Raw genomic sequence first — 16,546 nt, forward strand, 5'->3', positions numbered from 1 at the left:
ACATGCTAGAGTGACTAAGTAACTACCCTAAAAGCATTTTTTATTGTATTATCCGACTTTATTTGATTAGTATTTCTAGAGCTTTGATTCACTTTATGTTATAAACTTTCCCTAATATTATCAGTATTATAATGAATAAAAAGCTGCCTATAATGATGATTGCAAGTATAGTGTGGTAACTACCATTAAATACTATATCGAATGGGAAAATAAGTAGTGAAAACAAATCACAGCGACTCATTTATTTACAGTCATTTTGACAGCATGAAATGTTCTGACTCAATAAGGAAGTGGCCCAATGCCAACCTATCCTGTCAGTAAAATCAGCACGCCAGATAAGCAGGTCAATGTATTGCAAGTCACTGATTTGCATTTATCGACGCCTGTTGATTTTATGTCTGACAATGATAGTAGTGATCATGATAAACCTGCTATTTATCAACATAGCTTTGAGAAAGTACTTCAGCAAGCATTAAGCGCAGATATGCGCTGTGATTTAATCTTGGTAACTGGTGACTTAGTTAATAAAGTTGAGCCTGTCATTTATGATCATATCTTCAAAGTATTACAAGCAACTGGTGTTCCTTTTGCTTGTATTGCCGGCAATCATGATGTGACTGATGAGATTGACAGTCATTTGCCCTTCCCTCAGCGCACGCTGGTCGGGCGTTCTACCGACCCTCGTTTATTAAGTCAACATATTATCGAAACCGATCATTGGCAGTTATTGTTATTAGACTCATCTATTACAGGTAAAGTGGCAGGAGAAGTAACACCTGATGATATTGACTGGTTGTGCAAGAGACTCAGTGCCTGTGATAAACCTGCATTGATCGCCCTCCACCATCATGTCGTACCAGTAAACTCTGCCTGGATTGATAACCATATGGTAGAAAACAGCGAGAGATTTTGGCAATATATGGCGGCATTTGAGCATCTAAAAGTAATCATAAGCGGACATATTCATCAAGAGCAAGTTCGCCACCGTCAAGACGTTACCGTCTATAGCACACCGTCTACTTGCTATCAGTTTATGCCTAATGAAGATAGCTTTGCCTACGATAACGACGCTCTACCTGGTTATCGTTGGTTGCAATTAGGCAACAATGGAAAGGTTGCAAGCTGGATTGAAAGACTGGATACTTGACGCCCAGTTTGATTGCTCCAAATATCAATTAAATCTGTTTTATATCAATATTTTGGTTAATATTCCTTGATTAAATATATAATGGCTAACCAAGTAAAGTTGCTATTAAGATAAAAAATAACTTCATTATTATTAAAAACAATGATACAACTTATAAAATAAAGCGAAGACCACCTAATATTTGATATTAGGCAAAATCATAATAGCTAGGATGGCTAAGTTGAGTAAAAAGGGTCGTTTTTTCCGTCAGCAGTTGGTGACATATTTTAGGCATTACGATATCTAGTCAGTTCCATGTAACTTAGAGAAAAAGAAGGTGAGTGAGCGCTGGGCAAGTAGTAGGCTAAGCAAGCCTGACACCGTATCTTCTTTATCTGGCATTGACTATATTTAAATAAAAACAGGTATAAGTATATGTCTGACCATCGATATATTCATACTATTAGACCAACTGTGTTACTTGTGTTACCAAGTGGTAAAACGTTTTATAAATGGACCACATTACAATGTTCGTAAAATTAATAACGTGCTATCTGTTGATACGTCGTTTTATTGAATTAATTTGAAAAAGTAGGATACCCATATGAGCACCGTGACCACGAACCCGAGTGAAGTAAAGTTTACTCCTTATGTGCCAGCCAAAGACGAAGAGTATATGTCTGATGCTCAATTAGAGCATTTCAGGGCTATTCTGTTGGACTGGAAAAACCAATTGATTGGCGAAGCAGATCGTACCAAGACTTATATTCAAGATGAGTCAAGTTCCATGCCAGATATCAATGATCGTGCCACCCAAGAAGAAGAGTTTGCCTTAGCATTACGTACACGTGACCGTGAACGCAAGCTCATTCGCAAAATCGATAAATCGATAGCAGAAATAGAAAATGATGACTATGGCTTTTGTGAGACTTGTGGTGTAGAGATTGGTCTTCGTCGCCTAGAAGCACGCCCAACAGCCACTCAATGTATTGATTGTAAAACACTATCTGAAATTAAAGAACGTCAAAACCAAGGCGCTTAAAGAAGATATTGTGTATGACTTTCAATTATCAGTAGTAAGCATTGACAGTCATAAAAACCTAAGAGTAAGTAAGAATGAGCGACCATATATTGGTCGCTCGTTGCGTTTTAGGCTATCGCTTTTTTAGTCCATGGTTTATAGTAATCATGACAAATGTAAGCCACAATAAAATTGATGCATTTAATAAATATCTTTTTTGGCTCATCCTTATTATCCTAGTGGTATAACACTACTATCGATAACCCCTTATTTTGAAAAGCATCTAGACACCTATGTCCATTTCAAACGTATCCACTCAGCCTATTGGTCGATTTGCACCTTCACCTACTGGCGAACTACATCTTGGCTCTTTAACCACTGCTCTTGCTAGCTTTTGCCATATAAAATCACTCGGTGGTCAGTGGTTATTGCGTATCGAGGATACTGATACTGAACGCTGTGATAAGCAGTTTACTGAGCAAATCTTGATCGATCTGGAAGCGCTTGGACTACAATGGGATGGCGATATCATTTATCAGTCTGAGCGTATTGATATCTATAATGATTATCTCAATTCAACCCTATGGCCGCTCACTTATGGTTGCCAATGCTCACGTAAAGACTTAGAACAATATTGGTCACAAGAGCAACAACGCCCACATCATACCCACAACCAATTACCACCAAATAGACATCGCTACCCACGTTGCTGTGTCACAGCGGACCTTGATAGAGAACGACATAAACTGCGCATACAGCTACCAAATTATAGGATTGGCTTTAATGATGGTATTCAAGGAATACAATGGGACAATCCTCAGCAAACCTTAGGTGATATGGTGGTACGTCGCCAAGATAATATGATTAATTATATTTTGGCAGCAAGTCTTGATGATGGGCTACAGCAGATTACACATGTCATGCGAGGATTGGATATCCTACCCATGACCACAGCACAAATTAGTATCATGCAAACAGCTGGTTTACCCGTTGTCGATCATTGGTATCACCTACCATTAATATGTAATCCGGATGGGCAAAAACTCTCCAAACAAAATCTCGCACAACCAATTGATACACGCAATCCAAGTCAATTAATCGCTCATGCACTGAAGCTATTGCAACAGCCAACTGTCGATAGAGATACGCCTGAAAACATGCTCAAGCAAGCAATTACCCAGTGGGACAATACACCGTTACAACACAAACACCAGTTGAACTTGCCTAACTTATAAACAGCGATACTTAAAAATAAACAACAAAAGCGCCGCTAGCTAGCGGCGCTTTTTGAGTAAATTACATGACACCAAACGTTTTTCGTGGAGTGCTCAGTGCGTTCTAATAATAACGACATTGATTTTTTTCTATCTCAGGACTTTCTTTATATATTTTTAGCAACAGCGCAACCATGACTAAACTAATCAACATAGAGGAACCACCATAGCTAAAGAACGGCATGGTCAAACCTTTGGTCGGAATCGCGCCCATATTCATCGCCGCATTAATGATAGTCTGTGCAATAAATACCACACCGATACCGAAAGCTGTATAGCTCATACGCATCTGCCGACGTTTCAAAGCATTATAGCTAATACGCATCGCACTACCGATAATCAGTGCTTCAAGGATGAGTATCATAGTCACCCCCACAAAACCTAGCTCTTCACCGGTAATCGCCAATAAAAAATCCGTGTGCGCTTCTGGTAAATGCGATAATTTTTGTACACTCTCTCCGTAGCCCACACCCGTAAACTGGCCACGACCAAAGGCGATCAAACTACGTGCTAGCTGATAATCTGTGTCTTGTACATCATCAAATGGATCTATAAATGACATCACACGTACCAATCGGTATTGCGCTGTTGTTACCATCAAAACCGCACCACCAACAGCCGCTGCAGCCAGTGCTAAAAAGTGCTTGTAAGGCGCACCAGCGATATAAAAAATCGCAAAGATAGTACCTAGAATCACGACAAAAGAACCAAAGTCCGGCTGTGATAATAACAACATAGTAATGAGAGCCACCACCAGCATAATTCGTAAAAAGCCATCCAAGCCATTACGAACCTCAAACGAGCGACGCACCACAAAATCAGAGACAAAAACAATCATGACCAATTTAGCCAATTCTGCCACCTGAAAGTTAAACACGCCCAAATCTAGCCAACGCTTGGAGCCGTTAATCGGCGTACTAAACAATGTTGCCACTAGCAAAACGCCTGTAATACCTAATAAAACAAACTGCGTTTCAGTCTTATATAGCGTTCGTAAAGACACCATATAATAAGGAATAGCGGCCATAATTAGCCCGATTGTCATGTACAACAGCTGATTTTTGAAGAAGTGCAGCTCGGTCATACCACGACTAAGTGCAAAAGGAATAGAAGCAGAGGCCACCATCAACAAACTGAGCACCAGCATACAGCCGACGCTTGATATTAAAACAGCGCGTGCGGATGGCATAGAAAGAATACCATCAGAGCCAGTAGCTTGTTTTGATTGAGAGGAAGAACGAAAAAAAGAAGAGATCGCCATAATTTTATATACACTAACGAACGAAAAACACGGCGTCTATAAAACGCCACCGTTTAAAAAAATATAAGATAAATCAAACCAAAGTAAATAATTCGGCATATTACGTGATTAACTGGTTATGATTGACAGTAGCAGTAATCTATAATCAAAACAATCATTTATACAGAAAATGCTTGCTTAAGATAAAGAATCGTTCAGTAGCGGCTTATCACGTCATTTGATTATTTATCAAAATACTTAGTGAGCAATCATACGAACCTGTTTACTTACCCACCTGCTAGTTGGCTAACCAATTGACTAAAATGCTCACCACGAGCCACAAAGCCACTATATTGGTCAAAGCTCGCACAGGCGGGTGACAATAATACGGCTTGCACTTGCGATAAGCTACTCGATGTCACTTGCTGAATCATGGCAAAAGCATTTTCTAAATTTTGGCATTGATGTAGTGCCACATCAGCACTTATATCAGCGTCTCGTAGATGCTGCTCAATCAATTGCGAGTCATCACCGATGAAAATCACTTGGCTAACGTATCTATTAATAAAGGGCGTCAGCTCACCAAATTGTTGGCCTTTACCTTGTCCGCCTAAAATCAATAATAGCTTACCGTCTTTTGGGGCATAAACAGCGCCTAAACCTTCGATGGCTGCCATGGTTGAGCCAATATTAGTGCCTTTTGAATCATTAAAATAATCAATGTCAGCAACCTTTGCTACATATTGGCAACGGTGTTCAAGGCCTGTAAACTGCTGCAAGGTATTTAGCATACCATCAATGGGTAAGCCAACAAGCTCACCAAGTGCTAATGCTGCCTGTGCATTGAGTAAATTATGACGTCCTTTAATCAACAGTTTATCTGCCGATAGTAGCCTTTCTGTACCATGAGCAAGATAAATTTGACCTTCAGGGTCAGTAATGAGTCCATAGTGCCCCTTATCAGGAGCATGAATACCAGTGCTCACTCTCGGTAAATTGTCGGCAACCAATGGGCGCGTTAATGCGTCTTCACGATTAACGACCACAGACTTAGCACCCTGAAAGATACGATGTTTGGCTTGGTGATAACCAAGCATATCACCATGACGATCTAGATGATCGGGCGACATATTCAGAACCGTTGCCACCTGTGCACCTAGATTGGTTACAGTCTCTAACTGAAAGCTAGACAGCTCAAGTACTGCAAGCTCCATATCAGGATTGTCCAATAAGTTAAGTGCAGGTATACCAATATTACCACCGACGCCAACATTGACGCCCGCATCCGCTGCCATCTGCCCAACCAATGTAGTCACGGTACTTTTGGCATTAGAGCCTGTAATAGCCACTATTGGTACTGTGCAGGCTTCACAAAATAGCTGGATATCACTAACCACTGGAATATGAGCTTGACGTGCCGCAGCAACAGCTGGCGTAGCAAGAGAGATACCAGGGCTGATAATAATACGGGCTGCTTGCTGTAAAAGTTCAGCATCAATCTCGCCAAATTGGCGAATATCAATATCAACTGGTAATTGATCCGCTAAACCAGGATGTGCCTGAGCATCAGTGACTGCTACCTGATAACCTTGATTGGCCAAATAACGCGCTACGGACAACCCCGATTGACCTAAGCCAACCACGACTTGTAGACCATTGCCTTTATGAAGTAAGGCATCAGTTGCAGTATTAGCGGTCATATTTATTCCTTTTATTGGTCGGACAAAATGGTATTAAGTAAATCGACTTTATCAAGCAGTAAAGGATGCCATGGATATGAAAAGCATCATAACGGCATCCTCCGGATTTCGGTACTGATTTTTTCTGACTTTATGCTATTATGCGCCTGTTTTTATATTGCGTGGCTAGTGCTATAATAACCGCCCTAATCTGTATGTGACTAGGTGTTGAGCCAGGCCTTTTAGTTTAGCATGTTGTCCTATTCAACATACAATTGTCACATCTCTTTTAGCAAAGATTCTTACTTCTACCGCGACAAGTCATTGCTCATTTCACCAGTTGTTATTGTAGGTATACTTTTCAAGTACCTTACACTAAACAATCTGCTTTGAGTTATGGTCAAGTGTTTAATATATCCTAATTATTGGCAAGCGTATTTGTGACACCAGTAACAAATCAGTAGACATACTTATTATCAATTTTTAATAATTCAATGCCTCCACATGACTCAATGCCTGTCGTGGCATAAGAAAGATGGACAGCTACCTTTGTAGCGACGCGATCATTTTATTAATGAGTAATGATTACTTTTTTTACCCCTAACCCTATGCAGTTTACTTATGACATCTTTTATTGATAATTTACGTGACGAGTGGTTTTCCAATATTCGCGGTGACGTCTTATCAGGTTTGGTAGTCGCACTAGCACTCATCCCTGAAGCCATTGCCTTTTCTATTATTGCTGGTGTTGACCCAAAAGTCGGCTTATACGCCTCCTTCTGTATCGCCGTCGTCATCAGTTTCGTCGGTGGTCGCCCAGGTATGATTTCGGCAGCGACCGGCGCAATGGCACTGGTGATGGTTGATTTAGTTGCCGATCATGGTTTGCAATATTTGCTCGCTGCGACTTTATTATGCGGTGTGATTCAGGTTGTAATGGGTATTTTAAAGCTGGGCAACTTAATGCGCTTTGTCTCGCGCTCAGTAGTCATTGGCTTCGTCAATGCGCTAGCAATCTTGATATTTGCCGCACAGCTGCCTGAGCTAAACCCGATGACTGAACGTGTTGGTATGACGGTATATATCATGACAGCCGTAGGCCTAGCGATTATTTATCTGTTTCCACTCATTCCAAAGATTGGTCGCGTGATTCCCTCTCCGCTTGTCTGTATCGTTGGCTTGACCGCTGTTGCCATGTACATGAACCTCGATATTCGTAACGTCGGTAGTATGGGTGATTTACCAGATTCATTACCAATGTTCTTATTACCTGATATTCCATTGAACCTAAACACCTTGCTAATTATCGCGCCTTACTCTATCGCATTGGCTGTCGTTGGCTTATTAGAGTCTATGATGACTGCGACAATCGTCGATGAACTAACCGATACGCCAAGTGATAAAAATAAAGAATGCCGTGGTCAAGGTATTGCCAACGTGGTATCAGGTTTCTTTGGTGGCATGGCAGGCTGCGCCATGATTGGTCAGTCGATGATCAACGTCAAATCTGGTGGACGTACACGTTTATCAACCATGATTGCGGGTGTGGTTTTATTAATTATGGTGGTATTCCTAAGCGAGTGGGTCAGCCAAATTCCAATGGCAGCATTGGTTGCCGTCATGATTATGGTATCTATTGGTACTTTTAACTGGCAATCTCTTCGTGAATTCAAAACCCACCCAATGTCCTTTAACATTGTCATGCTAGCGACTGTATTGACCACAGTGTTTACGCATAACTTAGCTTATGGTGTGGGCGTCGGTGTCCTACTATCTGCTCTGGCATTTGCCAATAAGATTGGTCAATTCTTGACCATCTTTAGTGAATATGACGAAAGCTCTAATACCCGTTATTATTATGTGCAGGGCCAAGTGTTCTTTGCTTCTACGACGCAGTTTTTGCATAGCTTTGATACTAAAGAAGCCTTAGACAAGGTACAGATTGATGTTAGTCAAGCCCACTTTTGGGATGTTAGTGCGATTGATACGTTAGACAAACTGGTCATGCGCTTGCAGCGCGAAGGGATTGATGTCAAAGTAGTAGGACTCAACAAAGCCAGCCGTACGATGATTGATCGCTTCTCTGTTCATGATCGACGAGATATTGGCTTATTAGATTAAGCAATGCTGCACTTATAAAGTGAGTGCTGACTAATTACGAAGTAATTTAAGAAACAGCTGTATTGGTTGATAGAGTTGGGTAAATATTGACATCCCATTCTGACACCAAGCAGCTGTATTTTTATGACTAGAATGATTTGGTGTTCTTATGAGTAATTTGAAACTAGATAGCGTAATCGCCTGCTTGGACTGCCCTGATCATGTACAAGCAGTGCTAGAAGCTAGCATGTGGGCGTCTACGCGCTTACAAGCACCTATTGGACTACTGCACTCTGTACCGAGCTTGCAACAAAAAGCGGCGTTAAATTATTCTGGCTGTTTAAATGTCGATGATGAAAATATGCTGCTCGAGCAATTTACAACCAAAGAAAACTTAGGTAACTATGAGCTAAAGTCACAAGGTAAATTGCTCCTGCACCAAGCCACTACCTACTGCGATCAGCAGCATCACAAACTAACCACTTATACCTTACATCGGCATGAAAACCTCAGCGAAAGTATCGATTATGTCGACGATAAAGCACAGCTCATCGTTATAGGCCACAATGTCACCTGTAAAGCAACGTTGAGCCAACTGATTCGAGTCAGTCACTGCCCCATTTTGGTGACTCATGCACCATTTTTGCCCCCTGCTACTGCTTTGTTTGCCTTTGACAACAGCCCAACCTGCCATAAGCTGCTCAATTGGCTATGCAAAACAGCACTTATTCGTGCACTCACCGTTCACATTGTCATGGTAGGCAAAGAAAGTTCTGAGAACTGTGATGCCCTGCGTGAAGCCTATGCAAGGCTCAAACAAGCAGGCATTAAAGCAAAAAAAGCATTGCTTGACTGCCGCGATGTCACTGCTGCTTTGAACTATTATCAAAATGAAAATAATATCGGCCTACTCATGACCGGAGCTTTCGGCCAGTCTCGTATTCGCGAGCTACTACAAGGCAGCGACACAAAAAAGCTACTGGGCAGCACCAAAACACCGTACCTCCTATTTCCTAAAGGCTAGGCTCACACTGGCCTGTCACTGAACTGCTAACTATTTTCGTCTTTTCAGGTACAGCGCACGAGTACTTATGTCAAGCGCTGTCACCTATTCATGCGACTTATCACCTTACTCTCTAAAGCTTTTGTTAAGCCTAATTTTCAATGCATTTTCATATAGTGAATCAATTTAGCAAATCATCACATGAAATACATGGATCGCCTCCCCAAGCACCTAAAAAGTTGGTTATAATAAAGTTTTCGTTGATTCAACGCCAACGGTTGATACACGCTATTTATGTGCATAACAATAGTGCTTACCGTGGTAGCATAGTTTGTACTCCTTGCCATAAAAATAAAAGTTTTTGAGCACAAACCCCCAATCTTACCTATCCCCCTTGAGTAAATTGGCACAGTTCTTGAATAACTTATTAGTAAGCATGGCAGCGAGACGATGTACCACAATGCCTCTATCAACCTGCAGCATCACACAAATAAGGAATATTTTATGAAGCTAATCACTGCGATCTTAAAACCGTTTAAGCTCGATGATGTACGTGAAGCGCTTTCTGACATCGGTGTCAAAGGTGTCACCGTAACTGAAGTTAAAGGTTTCGGTCGCCAAAAAGGTCATACAGAACTTTATCGTGGCGCAGAATACGTGGTGGACTTTTTACCGAAAGTAAAAGTCGAAGTGGCTGTTATCGATGAGATGGTCGAACCTGCTATCGAGGCGATCACTCGCATCGCTAGCACTGGCAAAATTGGTGACGGAAAAATCTTCGTGACCGCGCTTGAACAAGTCATTCGTATCCGTACGGGCGAGACAGGTCCTGATGCTATTTAAGGCATATGACTAACCTATAAATATAGAATTATAGAATCACACCGATAGCTATATTGCATCAATTCAAGGGGGAATTAATATGCAAAATCAAATCTTCGAGCTCCAGTACGCACTTGATACGTTTTATTTTTTGATATGTGGGGCGCTAGTCATGTGGATGGCAGCGGGCTTCACTATGTTAGAAGCTGGCCTGGTTCGTTCAAAGAACACCGTTGAAATCTTAACCAAAAACGTCGCACTTTTCTCTATCGCTTGTACTATGTACATGATATGTGGCTATGCCATTATGTACGGTGGCGACTTGTTTTTAAGTGGTATCGCAGGTGACGATACATTAGTAGCCAGTGCTTTAGCTACTTCAGCTGAAAACGGCTTTGATGGTGACTCTGTCTACTCTGCTGCATCTGACTTTTTCTTCCAAGTGGTGTTTGTCGCAACTTGTATGTCAATTGTTTCAGGGGCTGTGGCTGAACGCATGAAGCTTTGGGCCTTTTTGCTATTCGCCGTGGTGATGACTGGTGTCATCTATCCACTAGAAGGTAGCTGGACTTGGGGTGGCAATGATGTGTTTGGCATGTTCAACTTAGGTGACATGGGCTTTTCTGATTTTGCAGGTTCTGGTATCGTTCACATGGCAGGTGCTGCTGCAGCATTAGCAGGCGTATTACTATTAGGAGCACGTAAAGGTAAATACGGTCCTAACGGCGAAATACGTGCTATTCCAGGTGCCAACCTACCATTAGCAGCACTTGGTACTCTCATCTTGTGGATGGGCTGGTTCGGATTTAACGGTGGTTCAGTACTCAAACTTGGCGATATCGCTAGCGCAAACTCGGTTGCTATGGTCTTTTTGAATACTAATGCAGCTGCAGCTGGTGGTGCAATTGGTGCTTTAATCATAGCGCGCCTTATCTTTGGCAAAGCTGATTTAACAATGCTCTTAAATGGTGCACTTGCAGGACTGGTTGCTATTACAGCTGAACCATCTACTCCAACTGCATTGCAAGCAACACTCTTTGGCATGATTGCTGGTGTTATCGTGGTGCTATCTATTTTAGCCTTAGACAAAATCAAAATAGATGACCCAGTCGGTGCTATTTCAGTGCATGGTGTTGTTGGTTTATTTGGTCTATTAATCGTACCGATTACCAATCCAGCGGCTTCGTTTGTAGGTCAGATTGCTGGTGCTGCTACTATCTTTGTTTGGGTGTTTGTTGCCAGCTTAATCACTTGGGCAATTATCAAAGCAGTCATGGGCATCCGTATCTCTGAAGAAGATGAGTATGAAGGTGCAGATATAGCAGAGTGTGGTATGGACGCATATCCAGAGTTTGTAAGATAAGAACTTTAAGCTTATCTTAAAATCTATACCATAAAAATCCCGCATCACCAAAAGGTGTTGCGGGATTTTTTTATATCTATATCAGTAAAATCTCATATCAATAAAGAGTTTGTACTATTTCTTTTTCCATGTTTGACTGCGTGAAAACGGACCAAGATAACCTTTTAGACTTAGAGTACTACCCTTTAAACTTGCAGTCATACGATAGTCTTTCCCTTTCTCAGGATCAGTGATTGTACCACCACTATATTTACCACCGCCATCAGCCTTCAACCCTTTAATCACTCTCGTACCAACGTATTTTTTGCCTGTCGATGAATTGGTCGCGATCAGTGTACCAGTTAGTACTCCATTTGATTCAGTAATTTTTACGGTGCCTTTTGGCTTGCCTTCATCAAATGTCTGCCATGTCGTATTGGCTAGCGGATCAGCGGCAAATGCCATACTGGCTAAACTAATACCTGCAACGGCTAATGTGGTTTTTGTAAATAATTTCATAGATTGACTCCCTTCATACAATGATTGCTCGAAACATTATGTTCCTGCTATTCTACGCCTATCCTTTGCTAGAATCTTTTATTACAAGCTTTGCGCTCTGAGATTAATTGAAAACAAACAGCCGCTATTACTTATTAAGTTATATGTACTAAACAGCTTTTAGCAAAAATAAGCGCTGCCTTGCCTCATTATAAGCAATTTTTGTATTTTGCCTAGTAGTTTTTTATAGTTTATAATTCCTATAAAAACAAAACTATATCAAATAGTTATAAAAAAGGATTGTCTATATCCTTATCTGATTGGTCATCCTTTTCTTTTGACTTGTCTTCCTCGTTACTATAAAGCTTATGCTTATCAAAGGCTTGCATCATTCTAGCTGTCAGCTCGTGTAATTGCTTCGCTTGTTGATATCCAGTGTCATCTAAAGTCACATCGATATCACCGTAAATGGTGATTTTGTCTTTCTGATTTTCTATGACAAGGTCGCCAATTTGCATACTTTGGTGATTGTTGGCAAATGGTTCAATCATGTGGTCGCCGCTCCTATTAATAACATTTTATTTTTCAGTATGACATCCCTTCATTGAGGCGCTCTACGCTTGTAGTTGTACCAGAAGCCATTTAATAATCTCCCAAATAAATAGCATCCAAGTAGGCTCTTCTTCTGGCTCAGCAGCAGGGAGGTCCGAGCTATCACCAGCTTTTAATGGTAAATCAAAAGCTTGTGCTTTAGTTTGCGAGTCAAGCACGGGTAAGACATCAATTCCTATTTCACTGGCTAAATCATGGACACTAATGATCTCTATCCGCTCGGATTCATCATTTGGTGCGTAGTACACCCCTGCTTGATTGGTCGCTGGAATATAGACGGCCTTAAAAAAATGACTGGGTACAAGCACGCGATCAGCGAGCTGCTTGGTTTTTTTGTCAGTGAAAGCAACGCCGGTCACTGTATATATTTCGCCATATTGCTGAGTCATATAGCGGGTCGCTGATTCGATATTACGCCAGATATAACGGTTGTTGCGCGGTGACTGCGGTGCAATATTGGCCAAACTAAAGCTGTCATATTGCTGACTGCGATTGGCCATGTCGGCATTGGGTGCCAAATGTCCACGATCATAGCCAGAACCTGAGTAATCTGATAATGAAGCACGCGCTGAGTCTGGTAACTTACTTTCTTCATGAAAGCTGTCTTCGCGATCAATCTCTCCGGCTTGCTGTAGTCGCTTGCGGTCTAAATGCTCTGCCGACCACAGTGGCGTACGTGATACACCTGAATACATAACTGCAAAGCCGTCCATGCATAGCTCTTGTGTCTTACTACTGAGTTTATCGTTGGTAAATTCGGGATAAACACCACCATAAAAAGACTCACTACACTGAGTAAAATCATCAGCATGTGCTGAAGCTATACTAACAGCAGCCATCATCACGGCCATGATAACGCTGTTTTTAAAATTATATTTAAGCCTACCAGAAATTCTCATTCAACTTTCAACCATCTGTGCTTGTTATTACGGGTACGCTATCCTAGCAGGGGTCTGCAAATAAAGAAAGATAAGGCGTAAGTGGTGACATTTTAAATGGTATCCGCTATACTTAGCCAGTCAAAAAAACGGTGAAGTGGGTGAGTGGCTGAAACCGCACGCCTGGAAAGTGTGTATACGTTCATAGCGTATCGAGGGTTCGAATCCCTCCTTCACCGCCAATCTTATAATATCCTACTTTTCCCACCTTGTCCCAAACACTCCCATATACCTTTGCAGCCCTTTATAAATAACGCTTCTAGCGTTTTTTTTATGCCTACTACTTTCCCAATCTATCCGAACATAACCCACCTATCCCGCGGCTTGTGTTGGTCTATTCGTTGGTCTATTATTTCATTAGACCTCAAAAAGACCAACATTTAGGCTTTATGATTCAGCATTAGACCAACGTACTTGTTGTATTTCTTGATTCATATAGCTTTAAGCCATAGGGAATAGACCAACATGCTAAGCGATAGTAAGATCCGCAAGCTTAAACCTAGTGAGAAATGCACACCTTCACGTCCTGACAAATACAGTGATCAGCAAGGCTTACAGCTATTAGTACGCAATACTGGCACAAAGACATGGATAAGCGCCTATCGCTTTGATAGTAAGCAGACACGCCTCACACTCGGTACTTACCCCATCATGTCGCTTGCTGAAGCTAGACAAGCCAATACTGAGATTAAAGCGCTACTAGCAGATGGTATTGATCCAAAAAACAAAAAGCGCCAAGACAAGCTTGCTAATATCCACGCGCAGAAATTTAATGACTACGCTTTAGACTGGCTTGCTGAGCGCCAGCGTAACGTCAAGCCGCGTACCTATCAGCAAGACTATAACCGTATGCATAAGGACGTGTTGCCACACTTTGAAGACATTGCACTAAAGGACGTGAGCTTTGAGGATTGCCGATCAATGGCAGATGAGATAGAAAATCGTGTGAATAAAAACGGTGAGCCGCCACGTGAGGTGACCAGACGCACAATTGATCTGGTGGCTAATGTTTTAAGACGTGCCAAACGCGAACGCATCATTGAGCAAAACCCAATTGATGATTTAAAGGCGCTCTACCCCAAAGCCAAAAGCCAGCACATGAAGCACGTAGACATCCATGAGCTACCTGCCCTACTCCAAGCTATCGAGGGCTATCATGGTCATGATCAAACTCGCTTAGGTATGAAGTTCTTAGCCTATTCATTCTGTCGCACCATCGAGCTGCGTATGATGAAATGGTCACACATTGATTTTGCGAATCGCTTATGGCGTGTTGATATCGATAACCTTAAGATTGCGCGTAAGCACGTCGTACCACTGTCAGATCAAATGCTCGCAGTATTAGAAGAAATGAAAACCATTACAGGGCAATATGAATACGTGTTCTATCACACGGGTATGCATCAGCCGTATAGTGAAGAGTTTATCAATAACGCGCTTGATATCTTGGGTTACGCAGGCAAACAGACAGGTCACGGCTTTCGTCATATCGCCTCAACCAACCTAAACGAGCTTGGCTATATGGGCGACGCCATTGAAAAGCAAATGGCACATGACAAAAAAAGCAGCATTCGCGCGGTTTATAACCACGCGCAGCATTTGGAGGAACGCCGTAAAATCATGCAGGTTTGGGCTGATTTTTTAGACTTGCTAAGAGACACAGGTGAGGTCGTAGACTTTCAGACAGCGCGGCAACAGATTGAGCAGTCACTGGCTAGTAAGCAGCCAAGCACATTACAAAGCGCTGATAAGCAAGATCTGATTAAAGCACTATTAGAGCAAGGTATCACAGCCGATGAGCTGCAAGGTTATATCGATAAGGCTTAATATAAGTCTTTACCATCAACATCGACATAATCGAGCTCATAAAATCGATTGATCACTATATCAAGCATGGCTGTCTCTGACAGCCCTTGCACCTGAGCCATCTTCTTTAATCTAGCTTTGGTCTTTTTTGTCAGTGGTAGGTGGTATGGCTTTTTTGTCTTACCTGCATCTCGATATTTTTGTTGGCTCCAAGCCCGTTTCATTTTATCAATGATGATTGTCTTATTTGGAGAATGCGTATAGCTTTGTCCTTGCTCTAACTTTATGTCTATAGCATCTAATGATGCTAATAAGCGTAGCTCTCGATTGTTATTACCAACATATTTTTCTAAGTCATATTGGTATAAATCTCTTTCAACTAAATAATTATACACCCAATCTAGATCAGCTGTTTTTAACCATTTAGAATAATTATCATTACTTTCCAATATATGCCATGCATCTTTAATAGCTTCAGTCACACCCCTTTTATAGTCTACCTCTGAGTATCTAGTATCTCTATCATACAACCCTTCTAGCAAGTTATTTAAGATATTATGGATAGTATCTTTAGTATTTTTTTCATGAACTCTACCAAAGTGTCGTGATGATACCATTCTATTTTGAACTAAATAATTATAGACAAAAATCTGTTTCCTTTTATCACCTTCTATCCATGTAAGCTCATATTCTTCTAAATATAAGGTATGAATTTTGTCTAAAAACCTGCTCACTCTATCTAACTTATCTTCCTCATAAGCTCTCTCGAGAAGTTCTTTCTTGTAACTATCTACGTGACGATCTGCATAGTTACTACGGTAACGTGACTTGTCTCCGCCATAAAATATTTTCAGAAATAAAAATTTCGCTTGTCTCTCTTCTAACTTATTAATTTTATCGTTTAAAAATTTTCTTTTTAACTCTTCGCTTAACATATAAATTTCCGTTTATTATCACGCGTGATATTTCTATATTAAATCAGTAATGTATTTATGATAAATATATAATATCATGATTTTATTTAAGTATACCAAATTTTCTTACATCTTATATATTCATTGGCTTATATTATAAAATATGCTGAA

14 protein-coding genes and 1 tRNA gene are annotated in these 16,546 nt (G+C 41.1%); 9 read left to right on the forward strand and 6 right to left on the reverse strand.

Features of this window, described 5'->3' with window-relative positions:
• The first annotated feature begins 298 nt into the window (after nucleotides 1-298).
• From EI164_RS03620 to gluQRS, 3 genes are all read left to right on the forward strand, one after another.
• The gene (locus tag EI164_RS03620) at nucleotides 299-1,147 is read left to right on the forward strand and encodes a metallophosphoesterase (RefSeq protein ID WP_192518636.1); all 849 of its coding nucleotides are present in this window, start codon (nucleotides 299-301) and stop codon (nucleotides 1,145-1,147) included.
• 583 nt (nucleotides 1,148-1,730) lie between these two features.
• Complete coding sequence (gene dksA / locus EI164_RS03625) at nucleotides 1,731-2,168, forward strand: RNA polymerase-binding protein DksA (RefSeq protein WP_192518637.1); 438 nt, start codon at nucleotides 1,731-1,733, stop codon at nucleotides 2,166-2,168.
• 272 nt (nucleotides 2,169-2,440) lie between these two features.
• Entirely contained in the window at nucleotides 2,441-3,382 is a 942-nt protein-coding gene (gene gluQRS, locus EI164_RS03630) for a tRNA glutamyl-Q(34) synthetase GluQRS (protein WP_192518638.1), read from the forward strand.
• 103 nt (nucleotides 3,383-3,485) lie between these two features.
• Here gluQRS and ftsW read toward each other — a convergent pair whose 3' ends face one another.
• Both ftsW and murD read right to left on the reverse strand, forming a co-directional pair.
• Nucleotides 3,486-4,682, reverse strand: coding sequence for a putative lipid II flippase FtsW (ftsW, locus tag EI164_RS03635; RefSeq protein ID WP_192518639.1), 1,197 nt, complete (start codon nucleotides 4,680-4,682; stop codon nucleotides 3,486-3,488).
• Between the two features lie 266 nt (nucleotides 4,683-4,948).
• The gene (murD, locus tag EI164_RS03640) at nucleotides 4,949-6,361 is read right to left on the reverse strand and encodes a UDP-N-acetylmuramoyl-L-alanine--D-glutamate ligase (RefSeq protein WP_192518640.1); all 1,413 of its coding nucleotides are present in this window, start codon (nucleotides 6,359-6,361) and stop codon (nucleotides 4,949-4,951) included.
• 600 nt (nucleotides 6,362-6,961) lie between these two features.
• Between murD and EI164_RS03645 the strand changes: the two genes are divergently transcribed.
• The 4 genes from EI164_RS03645 to EI164_RS03660 all read left to right on the forward strand — a co-directional run bounded on the left by EI164_RS03645 (nucleotide 6,962) and on the right by EI164_RS03660 (nucleotide 11,628).
• On the forward strand, nucleotides 6,962-8,461 hold the full coding sequence (locus EI164_RS03645; RefSeq protein ID WP_192518641.1) for a SulP family inorganic anion transporter: 1,500 nt from the start codon (nucleotides 6,962-6,964) through the stop codon (nucleotides 8,459-8,461).
• A 148-nt stretch (nucleotides 8,462-8,609) separates the two neighbouring features.
• Nucleotides 8,610-9,464 (forward strand): universal stress protein, encoded by an 855-nt coding sequence (locus tag EI164_RS03650; RefSeq protein WP_192518642.1) that lies wholly within the window; start codon nucleotides 8,610-8,612, stop codon nucleotides 9,462-9,464.
• Nucleotides 9,465-9,947: 483 nt separating this feature from the next.
• Nucleotides 9,948-10,286, forward strand: coding sequence for a P-II family nitrogen regulator (locus EI164_RS03655; protein ID WP_010197981.1), 339 nt, complete (start codon nucleotides 9,948-9,950; stop codon nucleotides 10,284-10,286).
• Nucleotides 10,287-10,365: 79 nt separating this feature from the next.
• Nucleotides 10,366-11,628: an ammonium transporter gene (locus EI164_RS03660; RefSeq protein WP_192518643.1), complete on the forward strand. Its 1,263-nt coding sequence runs from the start codon at nucleotides 10,366-10,368 to the stop codon at nucleotides 11,626-11,628.
• A gap of 114 nt (nucleotides 11,629-11,742) precedes the next feature.
• On the opposite strand, the gene EI164_RS03665 is transcribed toward EI164_RS03660, so the two are convergent.
• From EI164_RS03665 to EI164_RS03675, 3 genes are all read right to left on the reverse strand, one after another.
• Nucleotides 11,743-12,126, reverse strand: a complete 384-nt coding sequence (locus tag EI164_RS03665; RefSeq protein WP_192518644.1) for a DUF2147 domain-containing protein — start codon at nucleotides 12,124-12,126, stop codon at nucleotides 11,743-11,745.
• 266 nt (nucleotides 12,127-12,392) lie between these two features.
• Complete coding sequence (locus tag EI164_RS03670; protein WP_192518645.1) at nucleotides 12,393-12,656, reverse strand: hypothetical protein; 264 nt, start codon at nucleotides 12,654-12,656, stop codon at nucleotides 12,393-12,395.
• Between the two features lie 63 nt (nucleotides 12,657-12,719).
• Nucleotides 12,720-13,616, reverse strand: coding sequence for a DNA/RNA non-specific endonuclease (locus EI164_RS03675; RefSeq protein WP_225739093.1), 897 nt, complete (start codon nucleotides 13,614-13,616; stop codon nucleotides 12,720-12,722).
• Between the two features lie 130 nt (nucleotides 13,617-13,746).
• Between EI164_RS03675 and EI164_RS03680 the strand changes: the two genes are divergently transcribed.
• Both EI164_RS03680 and EI164_RS03685 read left to right on the forward strand, forming a co-directional pair.
• Nucleotides 13,747-13,837, forward strand: a tRNA-Ser gene (locus EI164_RS03680).
• Between the two features lie 283 nt (nucleotides 13,838-14,120).
• Nucleotides 14,121-15,482 (forward strand): tyrosine-type recombinase/integrase, encoded by a 1,362-nt coding sequence (locus EI164_RS03685; protein WP_192518646.1) that lies wholly within the window; start codon nucleotides 14,121-14,123, stop codon nucleotides 15,480-15,482.
• Here the strand turns inward: EI164_RS03685 and EI164_RS03690 are convergent.
• Nucleotides 15,479-16,396, reverse strand: a complete 918-nt coding sequence (locus tag EI164_RS03690; protein WP_192518647.1) for a hypothetical protein — start codon at nucleotides 16,394-16,396, stop codon at nucleotides 15,479-15,481. The genes EI164_RS03685 and EI164_RS03690 overlap by 4 nt on opposite strands.
• Nucleotides 16,397-16,546 lie beyond the last annotated feature (150 nt).

It is taken from the genome of Psychrobacter sp. FME13 (assembly GCF_014861395.1).
GTDB lineage: Bacteria > Pseudomonadota > Gammaproteobacteria > Pseudomonadales > Moraxellaceae > Psychrobacter.